The sequence below is a fragment of the Arthrobacter oryzae genome (assembly GCF_031454875.1).
In the GTDB taxonomy this organism is placed as follows: Bacteria; Actinomycetota; Actinomycetes; order Actinomycetales; family Micrococcaceae; genus Arthrobacter; species Arthrobacter oryzae_D.
This window is the reverse complement of record NZ_JAVDRQ010000016.1, coordinates 1-21,968: the sequence shown is the minus strand read 5'-3', so window position 1 is coordinate 21,968 and position 21,968 is coordinate 1. Positions and strand designations below refer to the sequence as shown.

General features: G+C 66.1%; 21 protein-coding genes and 2 tRNA genes. 22 read left to right on the top strand and 1 reads right to left on the bottom strand.

Annotated elements, in window-relative coordinates; translation table 11 throughout:
• Window positions 1-18 precede the first annotated feature (18 nt).
• The 14 genes from J2805_RS21950 to J2805_RS21885 all read left to right on the top strand — a co-directional run bounded on the left by J2805_RS21950 (window position 19) and on the right by J2805_RS21885 (window position 12,311).
• Window positions 19-1,368, top strand: coding sequence for a glutamate-5-semialdehyde dehydrogenase (locus J2805_RS21950; protein WP_309980105.1), 1,350 nt, complete (start codon window positions 19-21; stop codon window positions 1,366-1,368).
• Between the two features lie 80 nt (window positions 1,369-1,448).
• Window positions 1,449-1,673, top strand: coding sequence for a hypothetical protein (locus J2805_RS21945; protein ID WP_309980103.1), 225 nt, complete (start codon window positions 1,449-1,451; stop codon window positions 1,671-1,673).
• Between the two features lie 55 nt (window positions 1,674-1,728).
• Window positions 1,729-2,346 carry a nicotinate-nucleotide adenylyltransferase gene (nadD, locus tag J2805_RS21940; RefSeq protein ID WP_396134462.1) on the top strand — a complete coding sequence of 206 codons (618 nt, stop codon included), beginning with the start codon at window positions 1,729-1,731 and terminating at the stop codon, window positions 2,344-2,346.
• An 8-nt stretch (window positions 2,347-2,354) separates the two neighbouring features.
• Window positions 2,355-3,749 carry a hypothetical protein gene (locus J2805_RS21935; protein WP_309980099.1) on the top strand — a complete coding sequence of 465 codons (1,395 nt, stop codon included), beginning with the start codon at window positions 2,355-2,357 and terminating at the stop codon, window positions 3,747-3,749.
• Window positions 3,750-3,856: 107 nt separating this feature from the next.
• On the top strand, window positions 3,857-4,258 hold the full coding sequence (gene rsfS / locus J2805_RS21930; RefSeq protein ID WP_104173103.1) for a ribosome silencing factor: 402 nt from the start codon (window positions 3,857-3,859) through the stop codon (window positions 4,256-4,258).
• Window positions 4,259-4,398: 140 nt separating this feature from the next.
• Window positions 4,399-4,471, top strand: a tRNA-Ala gene (locus J2805_RS21925).
• A gap of 186 nt (window positions 4,472-4,657) precedes the next feature.
• Window positions 4,658-4,730 (top strand) — tRNA-Ala (locus J2805_RS21920).
• Between the two features lie 92 nt (window positions 4,731-4,822).
• Window positions 4,823-5,173 (top strand): zinc ribbon domain-containing protein YjdM, encoded by a 351-nt coding sequence (locus J2805_RS21915; protein WP_309980095.1) that lies wholly within the window; start codon window positions 4,823-4,825, stop codon window positions 5,171-5,173.
• Window positions 5,174-5,260: 87 nt separating this feature from the next.
• On the top strand, window positions 5,261-6,400 hold the full coding sequence (locus J2805_RS21910) for an NAD(P)-binding domain-containing protein (protein WP_309980224.1): 1,140 nt from the start codon (window positions 5,261-5,263) through the stop codon (window positions 6,398-6,400).
• 79 nt (window positions 6,401-6,479) lie between these two features.
• Window positions 6,480-7,622, top strand: a complete 1,143-nt coding sequence (locus J2805_RS21905) for a class I SAM-dependent methyltransferase (protein ID WP_309980093.1) — start codon at window positions 6,480-6,482, stop codon at window positions 7,620-7,622.
• A 204-nt stretch (window positions 7,623-7,826) separates the two neighbouring features.
• On the top strand, window positions 7,827-9,029 hold the full coding sequence (locus tag J2805_RS21900; RefSeq protein ID WP_309980091.1) for an ROK family transcriptional regulator: 1,203 nt from the start codon (window positions 7,827-7,829) through the stop codon (window positions 9,027-9,029).
• A gap of 109 nt (window positions 9,030-9,138) precedes the next feature.
• A complete protein-coding gene (locus tag J2805_RS21895; RefSeq protein WP_309980090.1) occupies window positions 9,139-10,554 on the top strand; it encodes an extracellular solute-binding protein in 1,416 nt (471 codons plus the stop codon).
• A gap of 3 nt (window positions 10,555-10,557) precedes the next feature.
• A complete protein-coding gene (locus tag J2805_RS21890) occupies window positions 10,558-11,439 on the top strand; it encodes a carbohydrate ABC transporter permease (protein ID WP_309980088.1) in 882 nt (293 codons plus the stop codon).
• Window positions 11,436-12,311 carry a carbohydrate ABC transporter permease gene (locus J2805_RS21885; protein WP_309980086.1) on the top strand — a complete coding sequence of 292 codons (876 nt, stop codon included), beginning with the start codon at window positions 11,436-11,438 and terminating at the stop codon, window positions 12,309-12,311. Before J2805_RS21890 ends, J2805_RS21885 begins: the two co-directional genes overlap by 4 nt.
• A 4-nt stretch (window positions 12,312-12,315) precedes the next feature.
• Here J2805_RS21885 and J2805_RS21880 read toward each other — a convergent pair whose 3' ends face one another.
• Entirely contained in the window at window positions 12,316-12,519 is a 204-nt protein-coding gene (locus J2805_RS21880; RefSeq protein WP_309980083.1) for a hypothetical protein, read from the bottom strand.
• A gap of 162 nt (window positions 12,520-12,681) precedes the next feature.
• Here J2805_RS21880 and J2805_RS21875 point away from each other — a divergent pair, with 162 nt between their 5' ends.
• From J2805_RS21875 to metE, 8 genes are all read left to right on the top strand, one after another.
• Window positions 12,682-13,689 (top strand): AAA family ATPase, encoded by a 1,008-nt coding sequence (locus tag J2805_RS21875; RefSeq protein ID WP_309980223.1) that lies wholly within the window; start codon window positions 12,682-12,684, stop codon window positions 13,687-13,689.
• Window positions 13,690-13,699: 10 nt separating this feature from the next.
• Window positions 13,700-14,641 carry a DUF58 domain-containing protein gene (locus J2805_RS21870; RefSeq protein ID WP_309980081.1) on the top strand — a complete coding sequence of 314 codons (942 nt, stop codon included), beginning with the start codon at window positions 13,700-13,702 and terminating at the stop codon, window positions 14,639-14,641.
• Entirely contained in the window at window positions 14,631-15,131 is a 501-nt protein-coding gene (locus tag J2805_RS21865; protein WP_309980080.1) for a hypothetical protein, read from the top strand. Before J2805_RS21870 ends, J2805_RS21865 begins: the two co-directional genes overlap by 11 nt.
• Complete coding sequence (locus J2805_RS21860) at window positions 15,122-16,132, top strand: vWA domain-containing protein (protein ID WP_309980078.1); 1,011 nt, start codon at window positions 15,122-15,124, stop codon at window positions 16,130-16,132. Before J2805_RS21865 ends, J2805_RS21860 begins: the two co-directional genes overlap by 10 nt.
• Window positions 16,129-17,136 carry a vWA domain-containing protein gene (locus J2805_RS21855; protein ID WP_309980076.1) on the top strand — a complete coding sequence of 336 codons (1,008 nt, stop codon included), beginning with the start codon at window positions 16,129-16,131 and terminating at the stop codon, window positions 17,134-17,136. Before J2805_RS21860 ends, J2805_RS21855 begins: the two co-directional genes overlap by 4 nt.
• Entirely contained in the window at window positions 17,133-17,930 is a 798-nt protein-coding gene (locus tag J2805_RS21850) for a hypothetical protein (RefSeq protein ID WP_309980074.1), read from the top strand. The genes J2805_RS21855 and J2805_RS21850 overlap by 4 nt, the downstream gene beginning before the upstream one ends.
• 433 nt (window positions 17,931-18,363) lie before the next feature.
• Complete coding sequence (locus tag J2805_RS21845) at window positions 18,364-19,335, top strand: methylenetetrahydrofolate reductase (protein WP_309980072.1); 972 nt, start codon at window positions 18,364-18,366, stop codon at window positions 19,333-19,335.
• Between the two features lie 143 nt (window positions 19,336-19,478).
• Window positions 19,479-21,824 (top strand): 5-methyltetrahydropteroyltriglutamate--homocysteine S-methyltransferase, encoded by a 2,346-nt coding sequence (gene metE, locus J2805_RS21840; protein WP_309980070.1) that lies wholly within the window; start codon window positions 19,479-19,481, stop codon window positions 21,822-21,824.
• Window positions 21,825-21,968: the final 144 nt, after the last annotated feature.

The window sequence follows — 21,968 nt, the reverse complement described above, 5'->3', positions numbered from 1 at the left end:
TTCGCCTAGACTTGAATGATGACTGAGGCACTGATTCACCAAGCCGCTGAGAAATCCAACGACTCCACGGAGGCATCTGCCACGCCGGAGAATGCCCAGCTGTCCCCGGCTGACGTCGAGGCCGCCGTGTACGCCATCGCCGACCGGTCGCGCCACGCTGCCCGCAGCATGGCGCGCGCAAACCGGGCCTGGAAGGACAAGGGCCTTCGCGCGATCGGCGCTGCCCTGCTCCACAGCAAGACCCAGATCCTGGCCGCCAACGCGAAGGACGTCGAGGCAGGCCGCGCCAACGGAACGTCTGCCGCCCTGCTTGACCGGCTGACGCTGAACGACACGCGGATCGAGGCCCTGGCAGCGGCGCTGGAGAACCTTGCCGGCCTGCCGGACCCGGTAGGAAACGTGGTCCGCGGACAGACGCTCCCCAACGGCCTGCGACTGCGCCAGATCAACGTTCCCATGGGCGTGGTTGCCGCTATTTACGAAGCCCGTCCCAACGTGACGGTGGATATCGCCGGTTTGGCGCTGAAGAGCGGAAACGCCGTCATCCTGCGCGGCGGCACCGCCGCGGCAGCCACCAACGAGGCCCTCATCAGGGTCCTCCGCGAGGCACTTGATTCGGTCGGCCTGCCGGCAGACGCCGTCCAGACCGTTGACCAGTTCGGCCGCGAAGGCGCCAACGTCCTGATGCGCGCCCGCGGCCGGGTGGACGTCCTGATTCCGCGCGGCGGCCGGGACCTCATCCAGACGGTCGTCACCAACTCGTCCGTCCCCGTCATCGAAACCGGCGAAGGCAACGTCCATATCTTCATCGACGAATCTGCCACTGAAGACATGGCCGTGGACATCCTCCTCAACGCCAAGACGCAGCGGCCCAGCGTCTGCAATACGGTGGAGACCCTCCTGGTGCACTCCAGGTCCACTGTGCTTCCCGCCGTCGCCGCGGCCCTTCGGAAGGCCGGCGTCACCCTGCACACCGACGCGAGGGTGCGCGACGCCCTGCCCGCGTCGGTGGAATCCGTTCCCGCCACCGACGAGGACTGGGCCACCGAGTACATGGACCTGGACCTCGCCGTTGCCATGGTGGACAACCTCGATGAGGCAGTGCAGCACATCCGCAGCTGGTCCACCGGCCACACGGAGGCCATCATCACCAACGACCTTGCCAACGCGGAACGCTTCATCTCCGAAATCGACTCGGCGGCGGTCATCGTTAACGCCTCCACCAGGTTCACGGACGGCGGGGAACTGGGGCTGGGCGCCGAGGTGGGCATTTCCACCCAGAAGCTCCACGCGCGCGGCCCCATGGGGCTGACCGAGCTGACCACCACCAAGTGGATAGTCCAAGGCGAGGGCCAGATCCGCAGCTAGCAACGCTGTAACATGGAACAGAAGTCCGGAACGGCGGGAAGAACCGCCGTCGTCATTGTGTGAACTCTTTAGGGGAGAAAATGCTGCTGCAGCAGGTGGGCGCGTCCGTCGCCGAACATGAAGAACTGGCTCCGTTGTGGGCCGAGCCGTGGGTCTTCGGTGTGGTGATTTTTGCGATCATGCTCGTCCTGATGTTCGTGACGCTGTCCTACAGCAACCTGGGTAACCGGCACGAAGCCGTCGATGAGCACTCGGACCCGCACCGCCAGCACCCGAACAAGCACGATCACGGCCAGGGCCACTAACATTACTGCCGTCCTGAAGCGGCGCGGCGCCAAGCGCCGCCTGCGTTTGGGTGTGATGGGTGGCACCTTTGATCCCATTCATCACGGCCACCTTGTCGCGGCCAGCGAGGTCGCGGCGAAGTTCGGCCTCGACGAAGTGGTGTTTGTCCCCACCGGCCAGCCGTGGCAAAAAACGCACAAGCAGGTCAGTGAGCCCGAACACCGTTACCTTATGACGGTGATCGCCACCGCCTCCAACCCGCGTTTTACGGTCAGCCGCGTGGATGTGGACCGTCCCGGTCCCACGTACACCATAGACACCCTGCGGGACCTCCGGACGCAACGGCCGGATGCGGACCTTTTCTTCATCACCGGCGCGGATGCCATGGCGCAGATCCTGTCCTGGAAGAACATCGACGAACTGTGGTCATTGGCGCATTTTGTCGGTGTGACCCGTCCGGGGCACGTCCTCGACGGGATGGGCAGGAAGGACGTCAGCCTGCTGGAAGTGCCGGCCATGGCCATCTCTTCCACGGACTGCAGGGCCCGCGTCGCGGCAGGCAATCCCGTCTGGTACCTCGTACCCGACGGGGTGGTCCAGTATATTGCGAAATACGGCCTGTACGCCGGGCGGTCCGGCCCGGACTACAGCGCCGCACTTACCGAGTTACACGAACCAGCCAGTACCGAGTGAGTTTTTAGATGAGCCAGGAACAGCCTCCCCTCCGCAGCCGTCGTGAATTGCGGCAGGCCAGAGATGAGCGCGCGGAATCACGCCAGGATACGGAGCCCTCGGCTCCGCGTCCGGTTCCCCCTGCCTCGAAAGCACCCGTGACGCCCGCTCCGGCCCGCGGCGAGGCCCCTGACAAGCCCGAGGCCGCGAAGAAATCCGGTGCCGGTACACAGCCCGGGTCGCAGCCCGGCGAAACCGGTTCGGGTGCCGGCGCGGGCCACCCGGGTGCCGGGACCGGCCGGATCCGACGCGTGGCTCCAGGCCCGGTGGATTCCGTCCGGCCGTCGACCGGTTCCGAGCGGTCCTCGCAGAGCAGGGCGCGCGACCGTGCTGCCCTGCGCACCATCAAGGAACTGGCGGAAAAGGAAGAGCGCCTGTCAGGTGGCGGCCAGCCGACCCGGCGCCAGCTTCGCCTCCAGCAGCTCCAGGCCGAGGCCGCACCGGCCACGGCTGCGAACCTCATCGTTCCGCCTGCCCGCACCTCCGCACAGCGGACCGTTCAACCGGCGCAGCCGGCGCCGCCGCCGCAGGCAGGAAACCCGCAGGCACAGGCCGCTCAGGCCGGTCAGCCGCGGGCCAAACAGCCGCAGGCCGGCGTGGCCCATGCAAATCCGGACAGCCGGCTCCCCGACGGAATGACCGTGGAGCAGGCTCTCGCAGCACGTTCCCTCATCGCCGAACAGGCCAGGAACCAGATTGCCAAGATGGAGCACATCGCGGCGACGGATCCTGAAGCGGTGGATCCGGAAATCCTCGCCGAGCAGATCGCCCTGGCAGAGCGTGCCGCCGTCCTGAACAAACGGGCCATGGCCAAGCAGAAGCTCGCCGAGCAGGCCAGCCAGCCTGCACATCCAAAAACCGAGCCGTCAGCTGTCAGCAACCTTGCGATGGTAACTCCCTTGGAGTTCGAGAAGGTTCCCGGGATTGACCGCCCGGTGATGAAAAAACCGGCAACGTCCTACGTGCCGGTAGTCACCAACCCCGGCCCACGGTTGCAGCCGCCAAGCACCAAGGGAACACGCAAATCCGGAGCGTCCAGACAGCGGAACGGCGGGCCCGTGACGGGCCGGGCCGGTGTGCTGGCGCGAGCCGAAGCAGCAGCACAGGCAGCAACAGATCCCGCGGCCACGCAGGTAGCGGCAACAGCGTCCGGTGAGCCCTGGGCTGCGGAATCCGGCGAAAATTTCGTCGACAGGCCACGTGTGGCCGCCAATTCCGCCTACGGCCTGGAACCGCTTGATGCCGTCACTGCCGGCTTGGGCCGGGCGCACCGTATCCGGCTCCTGCAGCTGGGCGTACTCGCTTTGGGGATTGTCGCGCTGATTGCCGGCGTCACCATGATCATCAGCGGCCTGGCGCCCTGATTTCAACGTTCCGGCGCGTCGCCAACGGTGCTGTCCTCCCCGTCACTGTGACGCAGACACCACCGGCGTCGGAACATACATAGCTTTAAACCACTACAAGGAGTCCCGTGACTGCAACCCAAACATCCATCGCCACAGCCCGCGTAGCAGCGCGTGCTGCTGCGGACAAAATAGCCCAGGACATTGTTGCCCTGGACGTCAGCGAGCGGTTGGCCCTGGCCGACGTCTTCCTGATCGCCTCGGCGCCCAGTGAGCGTCAGGTCAACGCCATCGTTGACGGCATCGAAGAGGAACTGGGCAAGCAGGACCTCCGTCCTGTTCGCCGCGAAGGCCGCTCCGGCGGACGCTGGGTCCTGCTGGACTACTCCGACGTTGTCATCCACGTCCAGCATGAGGAAGACCGTGTGTTCTACGCCCTCGAGCGTCTGTGGAAGGACTGCCCCGTAGTGGACCTCCAGCTCGGTGACGACACTTCGGCCAAGGCGGCTGTTTCCTCAGACAGCGAGTAAGGCGGAGCCTGCCGCCCGAATATGCCCGATTTGGAATTTTCGGAACGGCTGTTCTAAGATATTTGAGTTGCTTCGGAGAGTTCCGGACGAAGTGCCGGGCCCGGCAGTGAAAGCTGAAGGTGCCGGAGCAATGAAAATTCGGGGCTGTGGCGCAGCTGGTAGCGCACCTGCATGGCATGCAGGGGGTCAGGGGTTCGAGTCCCCTCAGCTCCACCGAATGGTCCGCCGGAATCGAAAGATTCCGGCGGACTTTTTTGTTGTCACGCACCTCCCGTGCCGGTACAGGCGGGAGCTGCCGACGGCGTCGCCAACCGTCTCTGCCCGATTGGCGTCTTACACGATTGTGGTTTAAGATAATCAAGTTGCTTACGGAGATCGCTCCGAAAGAAGCAAGAGTTTGGGGCTGTGGCGCAGCTGGTAGCGCACCTGCATGGCATGCAGGGGGTCAGGGGTTCGAGTCCCCTCAGCTCCACCGGATTCAAACAGCGGAAGCCGCCCGATCGGGCGGCTTCCGCTGTTTAACGCCTTCGCCGCTGGTGATGTCGGCTCGACTAATATGGGATGGTGAACGACTCCCTTCCCCCTTGCCCTTCATGCTCGTGCGAGTACACCTATGAGATGGGGGCGCTGCTGGTGTGCCCGGAGTGCGCCCACGAGTGGTCCGCCGAAACCACGGAAGCTGCAGAGGCACCGGAAGCGGTGACCAGGGACGCCGTGGGAAACGTGCTGGCCGACGGTGACACGGTGACAGTAATCAGAGACCTCAAGATCAAGGGAAGCTCCACCGTAATCAAAGTCGGGACGAAAGTCCGCGGTATCCGGCTGATGGACGGCGTGGGGGACCACGACATTGATTGCAAAGTGGACGGCGTTGGCCCCATGCAGCTCAAATCCAGCGTGGTCAAGAAGGTCTAGGACGGGGGACCGGAAATCGCTGACGCCCAGCTGAAGGAACCGCAGGGAACGGAACTGCGGGCAACGGAACCGCAAACCGCGGATGTGGTGGTGATCGGTGCCGGGCAGGCCGGCCTGTCAGCGGCCTATCACCTGCAGCGGCGTGGCGTCGTTCCTGCCTCCGCCACAGCCAAGGCTCCAGCGACAGCCAATGCCGCGGAGGAACCGCCCCGTTCATATGTTGTGCTGGACGCTGAGGCCGGACCCGGCGGAGCATGGCGCCACCGCTGGCAAAGCCTCCGGATGGCAACTGTGAACGGGATCAGCGACCTGCCAGGCATTCCCAAGCCGGACGTCGACCCGGCCGAGCCCAGTTCAGGGTTCCTCTCCCGCTATTTCGGGGATTACGAGGACGGACTCGCGCTGAACATCGTGCGGCCCGTGAAAGTGCGCTCAGTATTCCGCGAGGACAACAGCCCCTCCGGGAGGCTAAGGATTGAGACCTCGGCCGGCAGCTGGTCCGCACGCGCTGTCATCAATGCCACAGGCACCTGGACCAGGCCGTTCTGGCCTATCTACCCCGGCCAGTCCACGTTCCGGGGAAGGCAGCTTCATGTGGCCGACTACGTGGCTGCCGAGGAGTTCCGCGGACTGCACGTGATCGTGGTGGGCGGCGGTATTTCCGCCGTCGGCCTGCTTGACGAAATATCCCAGGTGACCTCCACAAGCTGGTTCACCCGACGGGAGCCTGTATGGCGCGACGCCGCCTTTGACCGTAAGGCGGGGCACGACGCCGTCGCCCTCGTTGAAGAGCGGGTCCGGCAGGGGCTTCCCCCGCAGAGCGTGGTTTCGGTGACCGGGCTGATTTGGACCCCCGCCCTGCGGGCGGCTGCAGCGCGCGGCGCCCTCGACCGGCGGGCAATGTTTACCGCGATCGAACCCCTCGGAGTCCGGCTGGCCGACGGAAGTTTCCTGGCGGCCGATGTCATTCTTTGGGCCACCGGTTTCCGGGCCGAGCTGGAACACCTGGCCCCGCTGCACCTCCGGGGCGCCGGCGGCGGAATCGCCATGGACGGCACGCAAGTGGCTGCAGAGGAGCGCGTTCACCTCGTGGGCTACGGGCCGTCGTCGTCCACCATCGGCGCTAATCGCGCAGGCCGGGCGGCTGTGGCCGGCATCCTGAGGATGCTTGACAGCGGCGTCCCGGCAGCGGTGCCGCCGACCGCGGACCGGGCCGTTTCGCGGTAGGTTTACTGGGTAGCTTTTCGCCCGGTGAATCTTCCCGGTCAGCGGATCGACGATGGACAGAGAAGGCGGCAGCTTGCACGTGGCGGAAAACAGCTTGGAATCAGTCCTCTCGGGCCTTCGCCGGTTCCCGGATGTTGAAGCCCCCAACCTGCAGGCCTGGGACGCCACGGATAAGCTGCTCCTCCAAACCGCGTTGGAACTGCTGACCCCGGACAGCCGCATCGCTGTAGTCGGGGATCGGTATGGTGCACTGACGCTCGGGGCGCTGTCCGCCTGCGGCGTCAGGAATGTGCGGGTCCACCAGGACCTCATCACAGGGGAGCGGGCGCTCCGAAACAACGCCGCGGCTCTCAACGTCGACGCCGGTTTTGAGCAGCTGCCGCTCGGTGCTGCCCTCTTCGAGGGCGCCGACGTGGTGCTGCTGCAGCTGCCGAAAACGCTCGCGGAGCTGGAGGAAGTGGCCGACGCCGTGGCCCGCTATGCGGCACCCCGCACCGTCCTGCTGGCCGGCGGCCGGATAAAGCACATGAGCCTGGGCATGAACTCCGTCCTGCTGCGCCACTTCAACGACGTCCAGCCTCAATTGGCCCGGCACAAATCCAGGGTTCTGATAGCCCGGAACCCCCGGCCTGTGACGGGACCGCCGCCGTTTCCGGTCGCTGACCCCAACACCGAACTGGACCTCACGGTCTGCGCGCGCGGCGCGGTGTTCGCCGGCACCAAGCTCGATATCGGGACACGATTCCTGCTGAGGTTCCTGCCCGACATGCCATCAGCTGAGAACGTGGTGGATTTGGGGTGCGGAACCGGTATTTTGGCCGCCATGTATGCCAGAAGCCATCCGGCCTCCCAAATCACTGCGACAGACCAGTCGGCGGCCGCCGTCGACTCCGCCCGGGCAACAGCAGAAGCCAATGGACTGGCGGGGCGGATCACTGTCCTCCAGGACGACGCCATGGATTCGTTGCCGGACGGAAGCGCCGGGCTCATTCTGCTGAATCCGCCCTTTCACCTGGGGGCCAGCGTCCATGCCGGAGCGGGGCTCAAGATGTTCCATGCCGCCGGAAGGGTACTGGCACCGGGTGGAGAACTGTGGACCGTCTATAACAGCCACCTGCAGTACCTTCCGGCCCTGGAACGGCTCGTCGGCCCGACCCGTGTGGCCGGCAGGAATGCCAAGTTCACGGTTGCGGTCAGCACCGCGCGCTCCCCGCACGCCTAATGCTGCCGACGCGCGGGTGCGGGCCGGATGATGGACCGTAACGGCAGGGAAACCGCCGTTTCAGAAGTCAGCGTGTGAGCGTACCGCCACGCCCGCAGGTAACGTACGATTCAAGCATCAGTAGTGCATAACCGAAGAAGTTTAGGGGAATTCGTGACTGAGATCCGCACGCCATCGCCGAGGCGCGGAACAAATTTGCCCCGGATGGGGGACTTCAATCTCACGGTGATCCTGGATGCCATCCGGCGGTCCTCCGGCGGCCTCAGCCGGGTGGAACTCGCCCAGATCGTTGGGCTTTCCCCGCAAACGATTTCCAACATCTCGAGGCGCCTGCTCGACCAGAACCTTATCGTCGAAGCCGGCAAGGAAGGAAGCGGTCCCGGCAAGCCGCGCACCATCCTCAGGCTTAACCCCGCGGGAATGTACGCCGTGGGCGTCCACCTCGATCCCGCCGTTACCACCTTCGTGGTGCTCGACCTCGTGGGGGCCGTCGTCAGGCATTCACGGATCAACACCCCCGGCGCCAGCGACCCCGACGGCGTCATCGCCACCATTGCGGCCGAGATCAAGGACCTCGTGGCCGCCTCCGGCGTCGATCCGGACAAGATTGCCGGCCTGGGCGTGGCTGCCCCGGGCCCCATCAACCTGGAAGAGGGCACGGTGGTGGATCCGCCGCTGCTGCTCGGCTGGGACCGTGTGCCGCTTCGCGACGCCCTCGCGGAGGCTACCGGCCTGTCCACCCTCGTGGATAAGGACGTCACCAGCGCCGCCGTCGCCGAAACGTGGGCGGGCGGACCCAGCGGCTCGGGCAGCTTCGTTTTCATGTACATGGGAACCGGCATCGGCTGCGGCATCGTGCTGAACGACGAAGTGGTTCGCGGCACCTCGGGGAACGCCGGCGAAATAGGGCACATCATTGTGGACCCTGACGGCGCACCCTGCGACTGCGGGCTGAGGGGATGCGTGAAGTCCTCGTGTATTCCGCAGGTCCTGGTGGCGCAGGCCGAAGCTGCCGGGGTGCTGGAAGTGGCACGCCACCCCTCCGGAGCTCCGGCGGTCCAGGAAAGCTTCGCGAAACTGTGCGAGGCAGCCGACGCCGGCAACAGCAAGGCCGGGGAGATCATTGACCAGTCCGCCGTCCTCGTTGCCCGGGCGGTCGCCGTCGTCACCAACACCCTCGACGTCGAGAGGGTGGTGTTCGGAGGCCCGTTCTGGACGCTCCTTTCGCGGAGGTACCTGGACCGCGTGCCGCAGCTGCTGGCCGAGAACAGCGCGGCCCGCCAGATTCACGGCACCGAAGTTGTCGGCACCGGCGTGGGAGAGGACGTGGGTGCCATCGGGGCGGCATGCCTGGTGCTCGAGCATACGTTGGCTCCGCGCGCACAGCGGCTGCTGCTGGAAGGCTGAGGCCGGCGGGCGCTGCGGTGTCAGTGGCCAGTATTAACCTGAAATTGCATACAGGCTGGGGCCAGCTGGAGATTATTGGGGGCTGCAGCCGCTCGAAGATAGGAGCGTCATGCACCGCCCTGCCACATTTCCGCCTGCCAAATACCGCCCTGGCTTATCGGGCCCGGCCAAATTGCGACCGGCCAGCATTCTTGTCGCGCTGTTATCCGCGGCAGCCCTGCTGGCAACCGCGGCCTGTTCCGCGGAACAGCCGGCGGCCGAAAACCGGACCTTGAAGATCGTCTACCAAAAAACCGATTCGTTTTCTGCCCTCGACACCCTGTTCAAGGACGCGAAGAAGGACTTCGAAGCTGCCAACCAGGGCACCACCGTGGAGCTGCAGCCCATCGAGGCCAACGACGACGATTACGGCACCAAGCTGTCGCTGGCCCTCAGATCGGCGGAGACCGCCCCGGACGTCTTTTACGAGGACACGTTCAAAGTGAGGTCCGACGTCGACGCCGGATACCTCCTGAAACTGGACGGCTACCTTGAGAAATGGGACGACTGGAAGCTGTTCAACGATGCGGCCAAAGCTGCCGGCACCGGAGACGACGGCGGCATCTACGCCGTGCCCCTCGGAACTGACACCCGTGCCATCTGGTACAACAAAAAAGTCCTGGAGAAAGCCGGCATTGCCGTTCCATGGCAGCCCCGGAGCTGGGACGACATCCTCGAGGCCGCGCGCAAAATGAAGGCCGCAGACCCGGACCTTGTCCCGTTCAACATGTATGCCGGCAAAGCCACCGGTGAAGGCACCGTCATGCAGAGCTTCTACGAGCTTCTCTACGGCACTGACACCGAACTGTATGACCAGCAGGAGAAGAAATGGGTCGTCGGCTCGCAGGGATTCACGGATTCGCTGGCCTTCCTGAAGACCCTCTACGACGAAAAACTGGCTGTCACCCCGGCCGAGGCACTTGATGCCAACGTCTGGAAGAAGGTCTTCGGCGAATGGCTGCCGCAGGGCAAAATGGGGGCCACCGTTGAAGGGTCCTACACGCCGTCGTTCTGGCAGAAGGGCGGCAGCTACGAATGGGCCGGCTACACGGAGGACATGGGTGTTGCAAGGTTCCCCACGCAGCGGGGGCAGGAGCCGGGCGGCGTTAGCATGTCCGGCGGCTGGACCCTGGCCGTCGGGGCGGACTCCAAGAATCCGGACCTGGCGTTCAAGTTCCTCACCGAGGCAATGAATAAGAAGAACTCGCTGTCGTTCACCGTGGCCAGTTCCCAGATTGCGGTACGCACGGACGTGGCCTCCGAACCCGACTACCTGGCCGCCAACCCGTTCGTGAAGGACGTGTCCGAACTGGTCGCCGTCACCCATTACCGGCCTGCCACAGCCGACTACCCGCGGATCTCCGCCGCGGTGCAGGTTGCCACGGAAGCCGTGATCACCGGTGCCCTCTCGCCGCAGGAGGCGGCCGCGCAGTACGACAAGACAGTCAAGGACCAGGTGGGTGACGCCAAGGTCCTGCAGAAGTAGCGCATGGCTCCACGCAAAGATGTCCGGCAGCAGCTCCGGCTGCTGCCGATGGTGCCGTCCGTCCTGCTGATCCTCCTTTTCCTGGCGGCGCCTGTCCTTTGGTCCTTCCACGCGTCGTTCACGAACGCCGCCCTTACTGGCCGCAACGCCAGGAATCCGGCCTGGACGGGCCTTGAGAACTACGCGCGCCTGTTTAGCGACGCGGCGTTCCCGGCTGCGGTGGTTCTGACGATGATCTTTGTCGTAGCTTCCGCGATTGTGGGCCAGAACCTGCTGGGACTGCTCATCGCCGGTCTCATGACCCGCGCCCGCAGGACGGTGTCCGCCGTGGTGGGCACGGCCGTGGTGGCGGCCTGGGTCCTTCCCGAGATCGTTGCCGCTTTCGCCGCCTACGCGTATTTCAGCAAGGACGGGACACTGAACCAGCTGCTGGGCGGTGCAGGGCTGGCGGGTGCCGACTGGCTCTATGCGTTCCCCATGGTGGCCGTGGTGCTGGCCAACATCTGGCGCGGCACCGCGTTCTCCATGCTGGTGTACCGGGCGGCCCTGGCCGAGGTGCCCCGCGACATTTCCGAGGCCGCCCTCATGGACGGCGCATCGGGTTGGCAGCGCCTGGTGTTCATCACCCTTCCACTGATCAAATCCAGCATCGCCACGAACCTGATGCTCGTCACCCTGCAGACGCTGGCGGTGTTCACGCTGATCTGGGTGATGACAGCCGGCGGGCCGTCCAACGCCAGTACCACGTTGCCGGTCCTGGCCTACCAGGAAGCCTTCAAGTTCGGCGACATCGGCTACGGTACGGCCATCGCCTCGGTGCTCATTGTCCTGGGCCTGGTATTCGGGATCGCCTACGTCCGGCTGCTCAAGGGGGACAGGAGATGACGACGGCGGAACGGGCCGCCAGGAGGGCACCGTACGGGGGAGTGACCTCACCGGGGCGGCGCCGTGCCCGGGCCCCGGCGGACGCGGCCCTGCTCCTGATCGGTGCCTGCTTCGTGCTGCCGTTGCTGTGGCTGATTTTCGCCTCGCTGGACACGAAGGCCGGGTACCAGACAGAGCTGCCGGCCAGTGCCTCGCTCACCAACTTTGCTGCCGTACTCACTCCGGAGCTGCTGATCAGGCCGCTCTGGAACAGCCTGCTGCTCTCAGCCGGGACGGCAACGGTGACACTGGTGGCTGCCGTGCTGGCCGCCTACCCGCTGTCCCGTTTCGAGTCGCGGTTCCACCGGCCGTTCCTGTATTCAATCCTGTGCGGCACCTGCCTCCCGGTGACAGCCATCATGGTTCCCGTCTACGGCCTGTTCGTCCAGCTGCGGCTGCTGGATTCGATGCCTGCCACGGTCTTCTTCCTGGCGGCAACAGCCCTGCCCATGGCCATCTGGATGACCAAGAATTTCATGGACGCGGTGCCTGTTTCGCTGGAGGAAGCCGCGTGGGTGGACGGAGCTTCCGGGCTCACGGCGCTGCGCACGGTGGTGCTGCCGCTCATGCGCCAGGGCCTGGGAGTGGTGTTCATCTTTGTGTTCATCCAGACCTGGGGCAACTTCTTTGTGCCCTTCGTACTGCTGCTGTCCCCGTCCAAGCAGCCCGCGTCCGTTTCGATCTTCAGCTTCTTCGGACAGCACGGCGCAATAGCCTACGGCCAGCTGGCCGCGTTCTCGATCCTGTATTCGGTTCCGGTCCTGGTCCTCTACGTGCTGGTGGCGCGCGGATCCGCGGGATCGTTTGCGCTGTCCGGGGCGATGAAGGGCTAACCTGTCAGTCGATGTCTTCGACCACGGTTCCGAACGGGATCGCGTCGTCCAGGTGCGCCTGGTGGCCGGTGGAGCCGGGGTTGTAAACGACCCGCACACCATGCAACTGGTCCGCCGCCGACTGCATGAGAATCGGCCGGATGGTGTTGATGAAACTCTCGCTCTTGCCGGCGAGATACTCCTGGTAACTGGCTGGAAGCTGGATCATCACATCAGGATAGTCCCGCCCGGCCCCCATGGGGAGGGGTCCCCATTGTGGAAACCCCCGTCCGCGGCTTGGATAGTATGGCCCGTGGCGGACGCTTGCGACCTCCACGCAAACCGGCAGCAGCAGCGGCCGGTCATGAACAGCAACCAGGGGGACTCTTCAGTGCTTCAGACTACGGCCGCCGTCCGGATCGAAGCGGCGGAATTGGCCCGGGCACAGCAGGTCATGGCCAACATCTCGCGCAGCTTCGACGCGAAGGTCGTGGGGCAGGCCAGGCTCCGTGAATCGCTGCTGGTGGGACTCATGACGGGCGGGCACATCCTGCTCGAAAGCGTCCCCGGGCTGGCGAAGACCACCGCCGCGCAGACCGTGGCGGAGTCCGTCAGCGCGGAATTCCGAAGGATCCAGTGCACCCCGGACCTGCTGCCCAGCGACATCGTCGGCACGCAGATCTACGATGCGGCCAAGGGGACATTCGTCACGCAGCTTGGTCCGGTCCATGCCAACATCGTGCTCCTGGACGAGATCAACCGCTCCAGCGCCAAAACACAGAGCGCCATGCTCGAAGCGATGCAGGAACGTCAGACGTCCATCGGTGGGGTGGTGCACCGCCTGCCGACCCCGTTCCTGGTGCTGGCCACCCAGAACCCCATCGAGCAGGAGGGCACTTACCTGCTCCCCGAGGCACAGATGGACCGTTTTATGCTCAAGGACGTCCTGGACTACCCCACTCCGGCGGAAGAGGCAGAGATCATCCGCCGGATCGATTCCGGCGTCTTTACCGACGAACAGCGCCCTGCCGCCGCCGCTTCGCTGGAGGCCGTCTCGGAGGTGCAGGAACTGGTCAAGCGCGTCTACATCGACCCGGCGATCGTCAGGTACATCGTGGGGCTGGTGTTCGTCACCCGCAACGCAGCCCAGTACATCGACGCCCGCCTGGCGGGCTTCATCGAATTCGGTGCCAGCCCTCGCGCCAGCATCGCCTTCAGCCAGGCCGCCCGCGCCGTGGCCCTCCTGAACGGCCGCGACCACGTGATCCCCGAGGACGTGAAGGCGCTGGCACACCGTGTGCTCCGGCACAGGATCATCCTTGGCTTCGAAGCCGTGGCGGAGCAGGTTCCCGTCGAGACCGTCATCGATGCCATCGTGGCATCCGTCCAGACCCCCTGAGCGCGCCCGTATGTCCAGCCTCCTGACCCGGGTGAAATCGAAGATGTCGATCTTCGCCCATCGCAAGGCCCGGGGAATGCTCGATGGCGAGTACGGTTCGGTCTTCAAGGGCCGCAGCCTGGACTTTGACGACCTGAGGGCCTACATCCCCGGAGACGAAGTCCGCGACATCGACTGGAAGGCGTCCGCCCGGCACGGATCCCCGCTCATCAAGCGTTATGTTGCGGTGCGACGGCAGACCGTGCTGCTGATCACCGATACCGGCCGCAACATGGCCGCCTCCGCGCTTGGCGGCGAGGAAAAGAAGGACATAGCCGTCATGGCTCTGGGCGTGGTCGGGTACCTTGCCCAGCGCCACGGCGACGTCGTCGGCCTGGTCTGCGGTGACGCCACGGGCACCCGTTCCTTGCCCGCAAAGGCCGGTGAGGCCCACCTCGAACGGCTTTTGCGGACTGTCGACGGGGGGACGGCCCTGACCTCGCCCCGCAGCAGTATCGTCGAACAGCTGTCCTATGTGGCACGCAACTACGGTCAGCGCATGCTGCTCTTTGTCGTGGCCGATGAACTGGTGCCCGACGCCGGGATGGAGCGGCTACTTCGCCGGCTCCGGGCCCAGCACGAGGTGCTTTGGCTGACGGTCCGGGACGCGCAGCTGGCCGGGACCGGCACTGACAGGTTACGGGAACCCGTGTCACAGGCGGCAGGGCTACAGGACGCTGCTGCCATCCAACCCGCCGACCGTTACGACGTCGCGGACTCCCGCCTCCTTCCCGGCCGGCTGGCTGCGTCAGAGGCGGTCATCCGTGCCTACACAGCGGCGCAGGGACAGCGCGACGCCGCCCGGGAGGCCGTGCTGCGCCGACTGGGCATTGCCCACGTCCACGCGGGCAGCAGCCATGACGTGATGCCTGCCGTGTTCACCCTGTTGGAACGGCACCGCCGTGGAAAATGATTCGGGCTTCTATGCACCGCTGACGTACAGCGCGTGGTTGCCCTGGGCCGGCCTGGGCCTGCTGTTCCTCGTGGCCGCCTGGCTCGCCTTCGTTTTCCTGAGCACCCGGCAACGGAGGCGTGCGGTGCCTGCCGCTCCGTTCGGGCCGCAGTGGGATCCTTCCAGCCTCAAGCTGGACTACCTGCGCCGCATCGATGCGGTGGCAGACGACGCCGAAGCCGGACGGTTGTCGGCGCGCGCCTCGCACCAGGAGCTGAGCCTGCTCATCAGGAACTTTGTCCGCGACATTGCCGGGATCGACGCTCCGCGCATGACCCTCGCTGAACTTCACCGGCAGGGCATTCCGGCGGCTGCGGCGGCCATCAGGAGGCTCTATCCGGCGGAATTCGGCCCGGAACCCCGGGACACTGAACCCCGGGACACCGAACCCCACAGCTCCGTCGCGGCCGCTGCGGAAACGGCCCGGGAAGTGGTGAGGACATGGAACTGATCTTCTGGTGGATGATTCCGGCGGCCCTAGCCGTCGCCGTCGTGACCTACTGGGTGGCCCGGAAGCGGGAGAGTGGCGGTTCCGTCCGGAGACCTGTGGCGCACGGCCACCGGCTCACCGAGCTGCCCGAGTACCAGGCCGCGGTCCGCCGACACCGCCGCTGGCTCACCGTTGCCGCGGTCTCCGGGGGAGTTCTGATGGCAGCGGCAGTGGTGGCGGCAGCACGCCCGGCGGAGCGCAGCACTGTAAGCCCCGAGCAGCGCAACCGCGACATCGTCCTGTGCCTCGACGCGTCCGGATCCATGAGCAGCGCCGACGCGGCAGTAGTGGAAGTCTTCGCCCGGCTGGCACAGGGATTCGACGGCGAACGGATCGGCCTGACTGTCTTCGACAGCAGCGCCGTGCAGGTCTTTCCGCTGACGGATGACTATGACTACGTACAGGAACAGCTTGCGGTTGCCAAAGAAGCGTTCGACGGGGCATCCGGCAGCTCCGGCTTCCTGGACGGCACCTGGAACGGCGCCGGCTCCTCGCTGATCGGTGACGGGCTGGCCTCCTGCGTGCAGGGCTTCCCAGCAGCCGAGGGCGGTGCGGAGGCAGGAACGGCCGGCACGGCGGAACGGTCGCGTTCCGTGATCCTGGCGACCGACAATTTCGTCTCGGGCGATCCCATCTTCACCCTCGAGGAAGCGGCGGTGCTGGCCAAGGAGAATGAGGTCCGCGTCTATGCCCTCAACCCCGGAGACTACGACTACGGGACGGACAGGGAACAGCCCGGCGCCCAGCTGCGGACCGCTGCCGAAGGGACGGGCGGGGCGTACTACCCGCTGGACAGCCCGGAAGCTGTGCAGGACATCATCCGCAAAGTCCAGTCCACGGAGGCCACGGCCTTCAAGGCGGCCCCGCAGGCGGCCGTAGCGGACCGCGCCGAGGTCCCGCTGGGAATCGCCTTGCTTTCCGGTCTGGTGCTGGCCGGCGCATCCTGGAGGCTGAGGCCATGACCTTCCAGCCGATCTGGCCCTGGTGGGTCATGCTGCCCGTTCTTGTCTCCGTCGTCGTTTTCACGTCGTGGACCGCCGTCCGGGCCGGAGCCCGCAACGGACTCCGGAGTTCATTACTGCCTGCGGGACTTGTAGCCCTGCTGCTGTTGGCTGCCCTCCGGCCCGGTGTCTCCGGCGGCAGCGTCCGGACCGCCGCCGCCGACCTGAACGTCTTTTTTGTCGTGGACACCACCAGCAGCATCGCAGCCGAGGACTACGGGAACGGCAGCCCCCGGCTCGACGGCGTGCGGAAGGACATCATGGCCATAGCCGGGGAGCTCGCGGGAGCCAGGTTTTCCCTGATCACATTCGACTCCCAGGCCGTCGTCCGGATGCCGCTGACCACGGATGCCTCCGCGCTGGAAACCCTGACCGCTGTCCTGGAGCCCCAGGTCACCGTGTATTCCACGGGGAGCAGTGTGACGGTTGCCCGGACGGTGCTTAACGAACGGCTGAAGGCAGCCCGGGACAGCCACCCTGAGCGGGCCAGGATCGTCTACTACCTCGGCGACGGCGAGCAGACCAGCGGTAGGGCCCCTGAACCAATGCGTGTGGATGCTGCCCTGGTAAACGGCGGCGCAGTGCTTGGTTATGGCACCGCGCAGGGCGGCCGCATGAAGGAGAAAGCCAACTACTCGTCTGCCGCGGGCACCGATTACATCCAAGACCGCAGCGGCGGAAACGCCGGCGATGCCGTGTCCCGAATTGACGAGACCGCCCTGCAGGAGATCGCAGCGCAACTCGGTGTGCCGTACGTGCATCGCGCGTCAGGGGATTCGGTGGACCCGATGATGCAGGCGGCCAGGCCCGGAGCGTTGAAGGAAACGTCCGAGTCCCTCGAGGGCCGCGTGGAACTCTACTGGGCGCCGGCACTGGCCGCGTTCGTCCTTGCCCTCTGGGAGAGCCTCAAGGTGCTGCGGCAGCTAAGGCAGCTCAAACCTTCGAAGGAGGAGGTCCGCGTATGAACGGGGAACCGTTCCCGCCCACGCCGCCGCAGCAGGGGAAGCCGTACCGGGTAAGGCCGCATCAGGGATTGCAGCTACGGCACCGCCTGCTGCTGGTGTCCGCTGTGCCCGTGCTGGCTGCCGTGGCGCTCGCAGTCAAGCTGTTGAGCGTCGGCTATCTGGGCGGCCAGGCTGCCGGGGCCTTCGGCAGCGGCGACCAGGCTTCCGTCGCGTCTGCGGCATCCGGGCTGGGGGTCGCGAATATCGTGGAACGGCACAAGGCGCCCTTTGCCGCTGGCGATGCGCTGGTGCTGAGCGCGGACTATGCCGGCGCCCGCGCACTCTTCGAGGCATCCCTCGCTGACGCGCCGCCGTCCGATGAGTGCAAGGTACGCGTCAACCTCGTCCTGAGCATCGAACGGCTGGCTGACCAGGCTGTTGAGCCCGGGGGTGCCGGCCCGGAGGCCGCCAAACTCTATGACGACGGCCTGGCCGTGGTCAAGGCCGCCCCGCCCGGGTGCTTCAGCGCGGAAGGCAGCCAGGACGGCGCCAACGGGGCCGATGGTGAAGGGGACGGGCTGCGGGAGGCCGAACAGCGGCTGCAGTCGAAAGCGGACAAGCTGGCAAGCCCTGAAGCCCAACCCGGCGATGGCGCCGATGAGCAGCCGCAGCCCGACCCCGAACCGCAGCAGAGCCAGCTGGACAAGCTGGAGGAGTCGGCCAAGTCCGCGCAGCGCGAGCGGAACGACGGCCGGCAGCGGGACGAATATTTGAACGGAAGCGACTCCGAAACCGGGGCCGAAAAACCCTGGTAGCCGGGGACCGGAAAGACCGGAATCGGCGGGCAGTCCGCAGATGGATCCCGGGGCGCTCGTCGATTTGGGGTTTCTGGGCGAAGAATGTTCTATGCCGTGACGCAACAGGGCGTAAAGGTGCGTCTTAATTCGGCGGCCAGCTTGAACGCTCCGGGGCGCGGCCCTAGAGTCTTATACAAGTTACCGACGTAACGTGTCAGCGATCCTCCGCGTTGGATGTGCCGCCCCGCGGCCGCAAGGAGGGTGTGGGTGCCCCCATGTGGGCCTGACATTTGCTCACGGAAAACTTCTTGTCAGGCGTAACAGTCGCGGCTGCGCCCTGCCGGAGTTCATTCCGTGTTCCCCAAACTCAAATTCATTGACGGTGAGGCGTTTCCGAGGTCCCATGGACTGAGGCGCAGCTGCCGCCAATGGCTCAAAGCCAAGGACGCAAATGTCTCCACCTAGCCTCATTGACACACACCCGAACCTCTCCGAGACTGCCCCGGTGGCCCTCTCCTATGAGCTGTTCCCGCCGCGCTCCCCGGCTGCCGCCGAATCGCTTTGGACCACCATCCGCGAGCTGGAATCCACGGATCCGGACTACGTGTCCGTGACGTACGGCGCCAGCGGCTCCAACCGGGACACCGCCGTCGAACTCATTAACCGGCTCCTGCTGGAGACGACGCTCCGCCCGCTGGCACACCTGACGTGTGTGGGCAACACCCCGCAGGAGCTGTCCGAGATCATCGGTGAACTGCTCGACGTCGGCGTCCGGGGCATCCTGGCGCTCCGCGGTGACCAGCCCAAGGACGGCGGGACCCCCGCCAGGGGCTCCCTGCGTTACGCACAGGATCTCATTGAGCTGATCCGCCGTGTGGAGCAGCGCCGTTCGGCCCTGCTGTGCGCCGGCAAGGTGGCCGTCGGCGTGGCCGCGTATCCCACCCGGCACCCGGAATCACCCACTGAGGCCCACGACGTCGAGGTGCTGCTTGCCAAGCAGCGCTCCGGCGCCGACTTCGCCATCACCCAGGTGTTCTTCCAGACCGAGCAATACGCCGACCTCATCACGAGGGCACGCCGGGCCGGGGTGACGATCCCGATCATTCCGGGCGTCATGCCGTTGACCAGCGTGCGCCGGCTGACCCGCCTGGGTGAGCTGACCGGCGTCGAACCCGCCCCGGAACTGATGGCACGACTGGCTGCCGCGGACACCGACGCGGAACGCCGCCTGATCGGCGTCCGCGCCACGGTGGACCTGGCCAACGCCGCCCTGGACGCCGGTGCACCGGGAATCCACCTGTACACCTTCAACGAACATGCCTGTGCGCTGGAGGTCCTGGACAAGCTGGCCCTGCCGCGGCCGGCCCGTCCGGCGAGCCGGCTCAGCGCCATTGCCCGCCGCCATCAGGAAATGGCGAGCTGAGAGCGCCTCCGCGCTTCCTAACCGCCCGAAACCGCCGCACCTTTGCCGCCGCACTTTTCAGCGCTGGCGCCTTTAGCGTCGGCACCATCGCATTCGAACAGCAATCACCCATGATTTTTACCAACACATCCAAGGAATTTCACATGACTGAGCAGAACACCCAGGCCGTGACCACTCCGTTCCCGTCCGCCTCGATCCTGGGCTACCCGCGCATCGGCCGCCGCCGTGAGCTGAAGAAGGCCGTCGAAGCCTACTGGGCCGGCAAGATCGACGCCGCCGCGCTTGACGCGGCCGCCAAGGAGATCCAGCTGGGCACCGCAAAGCGCCTGCAGGGCCTGGGCCTGACCGAAGCCGCAGCCGTTCCGGGGACCTTCTCCTACTACGACCAGGTGCTCGACGCCGCCGCCCACCTCGGCGCCGTCCCGGCCCGTTTCGGCAACCTCCTCAACGCCGAGGGTCAGCTGGACATCGACGGCTACTTCACCCTGGCCCGCGGAACCAAGGACCAGCAGCCGCTGGAAATGACCAAGTGGTTCGACACCAACTACCACTACCTTGTGCCGGAAATCGGCCCCGAAACCAACTTCACGCTGGCCTCCAACCGCATCGTTGAAGAATTCGAATACGCCCTCGCCAACGGTGTGGAGACCCGCCCGTACATCGTGGGCCCGGTCACCTTCCTGCTGCTGAGCAAGGCTTCCGACGACGCCCCGGCCGGCTTCAGCCCGCTCTCCCGCCTCGAGGACGTCCTGCCGGTCTACACCGCGCTGCTGGAGAAGCTCGCCGCCGCCGGCGCCAGCTGGGTCCAGCTGGACGAGCCCGCCCTCGTGGTGGACCAGGACACCCCGGAACAGGAGATCCAGGCAGCGGTTGCCCGCTCCTACGAGGTCCTGTCCGCGGCTGCCCGTCGCCCGCAGCTGTTCGTTTCCACCCCGTACGGTGCACTGAACGGCCAGCTCGGCACCCTCGCGGCCACCAACATCGACGCCCTGCACATCGACGTCTTCAAGGGCGCTGTCCCCTCCGCAGCAGCACTCGCCGCGCTGGGCAGCAAGACCCTGGTTGCCGGCGTCGTGGACGGCCACAACATCTGGCGCAACGACCTCGCCGCGTCTGCGGACAAGATCGCCGAGCTGAAGAAGTCCGTCGCCAAGCTGGCCGTCAGCACCTCCACGTCCACCCAGCACGTCCCGCACGACGTCGAGGAGGAGGCACAGCTGTCCGCGCAGCTCCGCAGCTGGCTGGCCTTCGCCGACCAGAAGGCAGTGGAAGTTGTCACCCTGGCCGGCGTTCTGACCGACGCCGCCGCCGTACAGCCGGCCATCGACGAGGCTTCCCGCGTCATCGCCTCCCGCGCCGCCGCCGAGGGCGTCCAGCGCGCCGACGTCCGGGCCCGGACCGCAGCCCTGACCCCGGCCGACTTCAACCGCTCCGAGTACTCGGTCCGCGAAGCCGCACAGGAAGAGGCCCTGCACCTGCCGCCGCTGCCCACCACCACCATCGGCTCGTTCCCGCAGACCTCCGAAATCCGCTCGGCCCGTGCCCGCAACAACAAGGGCGACCTCACCAACGAGCAGTACGAGAAGCTCATGAAGGACGAGATCAAGCGCGTCGTGGAGCTGCAGGAAGAGCTCGGCTACGACGTCCTGGTGCACGGCGAGCCCGAGCGCAACGACATGGTCCAGTACTTCGCCGAGAACCTCGAAGGCTTCGACGTCACGGTCCACGGCTGGGTGCAGTCCTATGGCTCCCGCTGCACGCGTCCGTCCATCCTCTGGGGCGACGTCACCCGCAGCGCCCCCATCACGGTTGAATGGGCCAAGTACGCACAGTCCCTGACCAACAAGCCGATGAAGGGCATGCTCACCGGTCCTGTCACGATCCTGGCCTGGTCCTTCGTCCGCGACGACCAGCCGCTGGGCGAGACCGCGAACCAGGTTGGCTTGGCCCTGCGCGACGAGATCGCCGACCTCGAAGCCGCCGGCATCAAGGTCATCCAGGTGGACGAGCCCGCCCTGCGCGAGCTCCTGCCGCTGCGCAAGGCCGACCAGGCCTCCTACCTGGACTGGTCAGTCAACTCGTTCCGACTGTCCACCGCCGGTGCGGCTGACGCCACCCAGATCCACACGCACCTGTGCTACTCCGAATTCGGCGCCATCATCGACGCCATCGACGGACTGGACGCTGACGTCACCTCCATCGAGGCCGCGCGTTCACGCATGGAGGTTGTCCACGACCTCGAGTCCCACGGCTTCGGCCGCGGCGTCGGCCCGGGCGTCTACGACATCCACTCGCCGCGCGTCCCGGGCGAGCAGGAAGTCACCGAGCTGCTCAGCACCGCCGTCAAGCACGTTCCGTCCCGCCAGCTCTGGGTCAACCCGGACTGCGGCCTGAAGACCCGCGGCTACGCCGAGACCGAAGAGTCCCTGCGCAACCTCGTCGCGGCCACCAGGACGGTCCGCGCCGAGCTGCTCGAAGCAGCCAAGTAATAAAAGCACCGCATACGACGGCGGCCGGTCACCTCAGGTGACCGGCCCCCCCGCGTTTATACCGGCACTAGCCCCGCCGCGGCACCCCAAATACGTGCAGTTACGGTGCCACGCACCCGTGTCCCGGTACGAGAAAGTAAGGGC

What these genes read in the sequence shown, in the direction of transcription:
- J2805_RS21880 (WP_309980083.1), bottom strand. Translation starts at nt 12,519, where the DNA reads ATGATCCAGCTTCCAGCCAGTTACCAGGAGTATCTCGCCGGCAAGAGC.
- nadD (WP_396134462.1), top strand. Translation starts at nt 1,729, where the DNA reads ATGGGTGGCACCTTTGATCCCATTCATCACGGCCACCTTGTCGCGGCC.
- J2805_RS21950 (WP_309980105.1), top strand. Translation starts at nt 19, where the DNA reads ATGACTGAGGCACTGATTCACCAAGCCGCTGAGAAATCCAACGACTCC.
- J2805_RS21935 (WP_309980099.1), top strand. Translation starts at nt 2,355, where the DNA reads ATGAGCCAGGAACAGCCTCCCCTCCGCAGCCGTCGTGAATTGCGGCAG.
- J2805_RS21860 (WP_309980078.1), top strand. Translation starts at nt 15,122, where the DNA reads ATGGAACTGATCTTCTGGTGGATGATTCCGGCGGCCCTAGCCGTCGCC.
- J2805_RS21945 (WP_309980103.1), top strand. Translation starts at nt 1,449, where the DNA reads ATGCTGCTGCAGCAGGTGGGCGCGTCCGTCGCCGAACATGAAGAACTG.
- J2805_RS21890 (WP_309980088.1), top strand. Translation starts at nt 10,558, where the DNA reads ATGGCTCCACGCAAAGATGTCCGGCAGCAGCTCCGGCTGCTGCCGATG.
- metE (WP_309980070.1), top strand. Translation starts at nt 19,479, where the DNA reads ATGACTGAGCAGAACACCCAGGCCGTGACCACTCCGTTCCCGTCCGCC.
- J2805_RS21855 (WP_309980076.1), top strand. Translation starts at nt 16,129, where the DNA reads ATGACCTTCCAGCCGATCTGGCCCTGGTGGGTCATGCTGCCCGTTCTT.
- J2805_RS21900 (WP_309980091.1), top strand. Translation starts at nt 7,827, where the DNA reads ATGGGGGACTTCAATCTCACGGTGATCCTGGATGCCATCCGGCGGTCC.
- J2805_RS21850 (WP_309980074.1), top strand. Translation starts at nt 17,133, where the DNA reads ATGAACGGGGAACCGTTCCCGCCCACGCCGCCGCAGCAGGGGAAGCCG.
- J2805_RS21870 (WP_309980081.1), top strand. Translation starts at nt 13,700, where the DNA reads ATGTCCAGCCTCCTGACCCGGGTGAAATCGAAGATGTCGATCTTCGCC.
- J2805_RS21895 (WP_309980090.1), top strand. Translation starts at nt 9,139, where the DNA reads ATGCACCGCCCTGCCACATTTCCGCCTGCCAAATACCGCCCTGGCTTA.
- J2805_RS21885 (WP_309980086.1), top strand. Translation starts at nt 11,436, where the DNA reads ATGACGACGGCGGAACGGGCCGCCAGGAGGGCACCGTACGGGGGAGTG.
- J2805_RS21845 (WP_309980072.1), top strand. Translation starts at nt 18,364, where the DNA reads ATGTCTCCACCTAGCCTCATTGACACACACCCGAACCTCTCCGAGACT.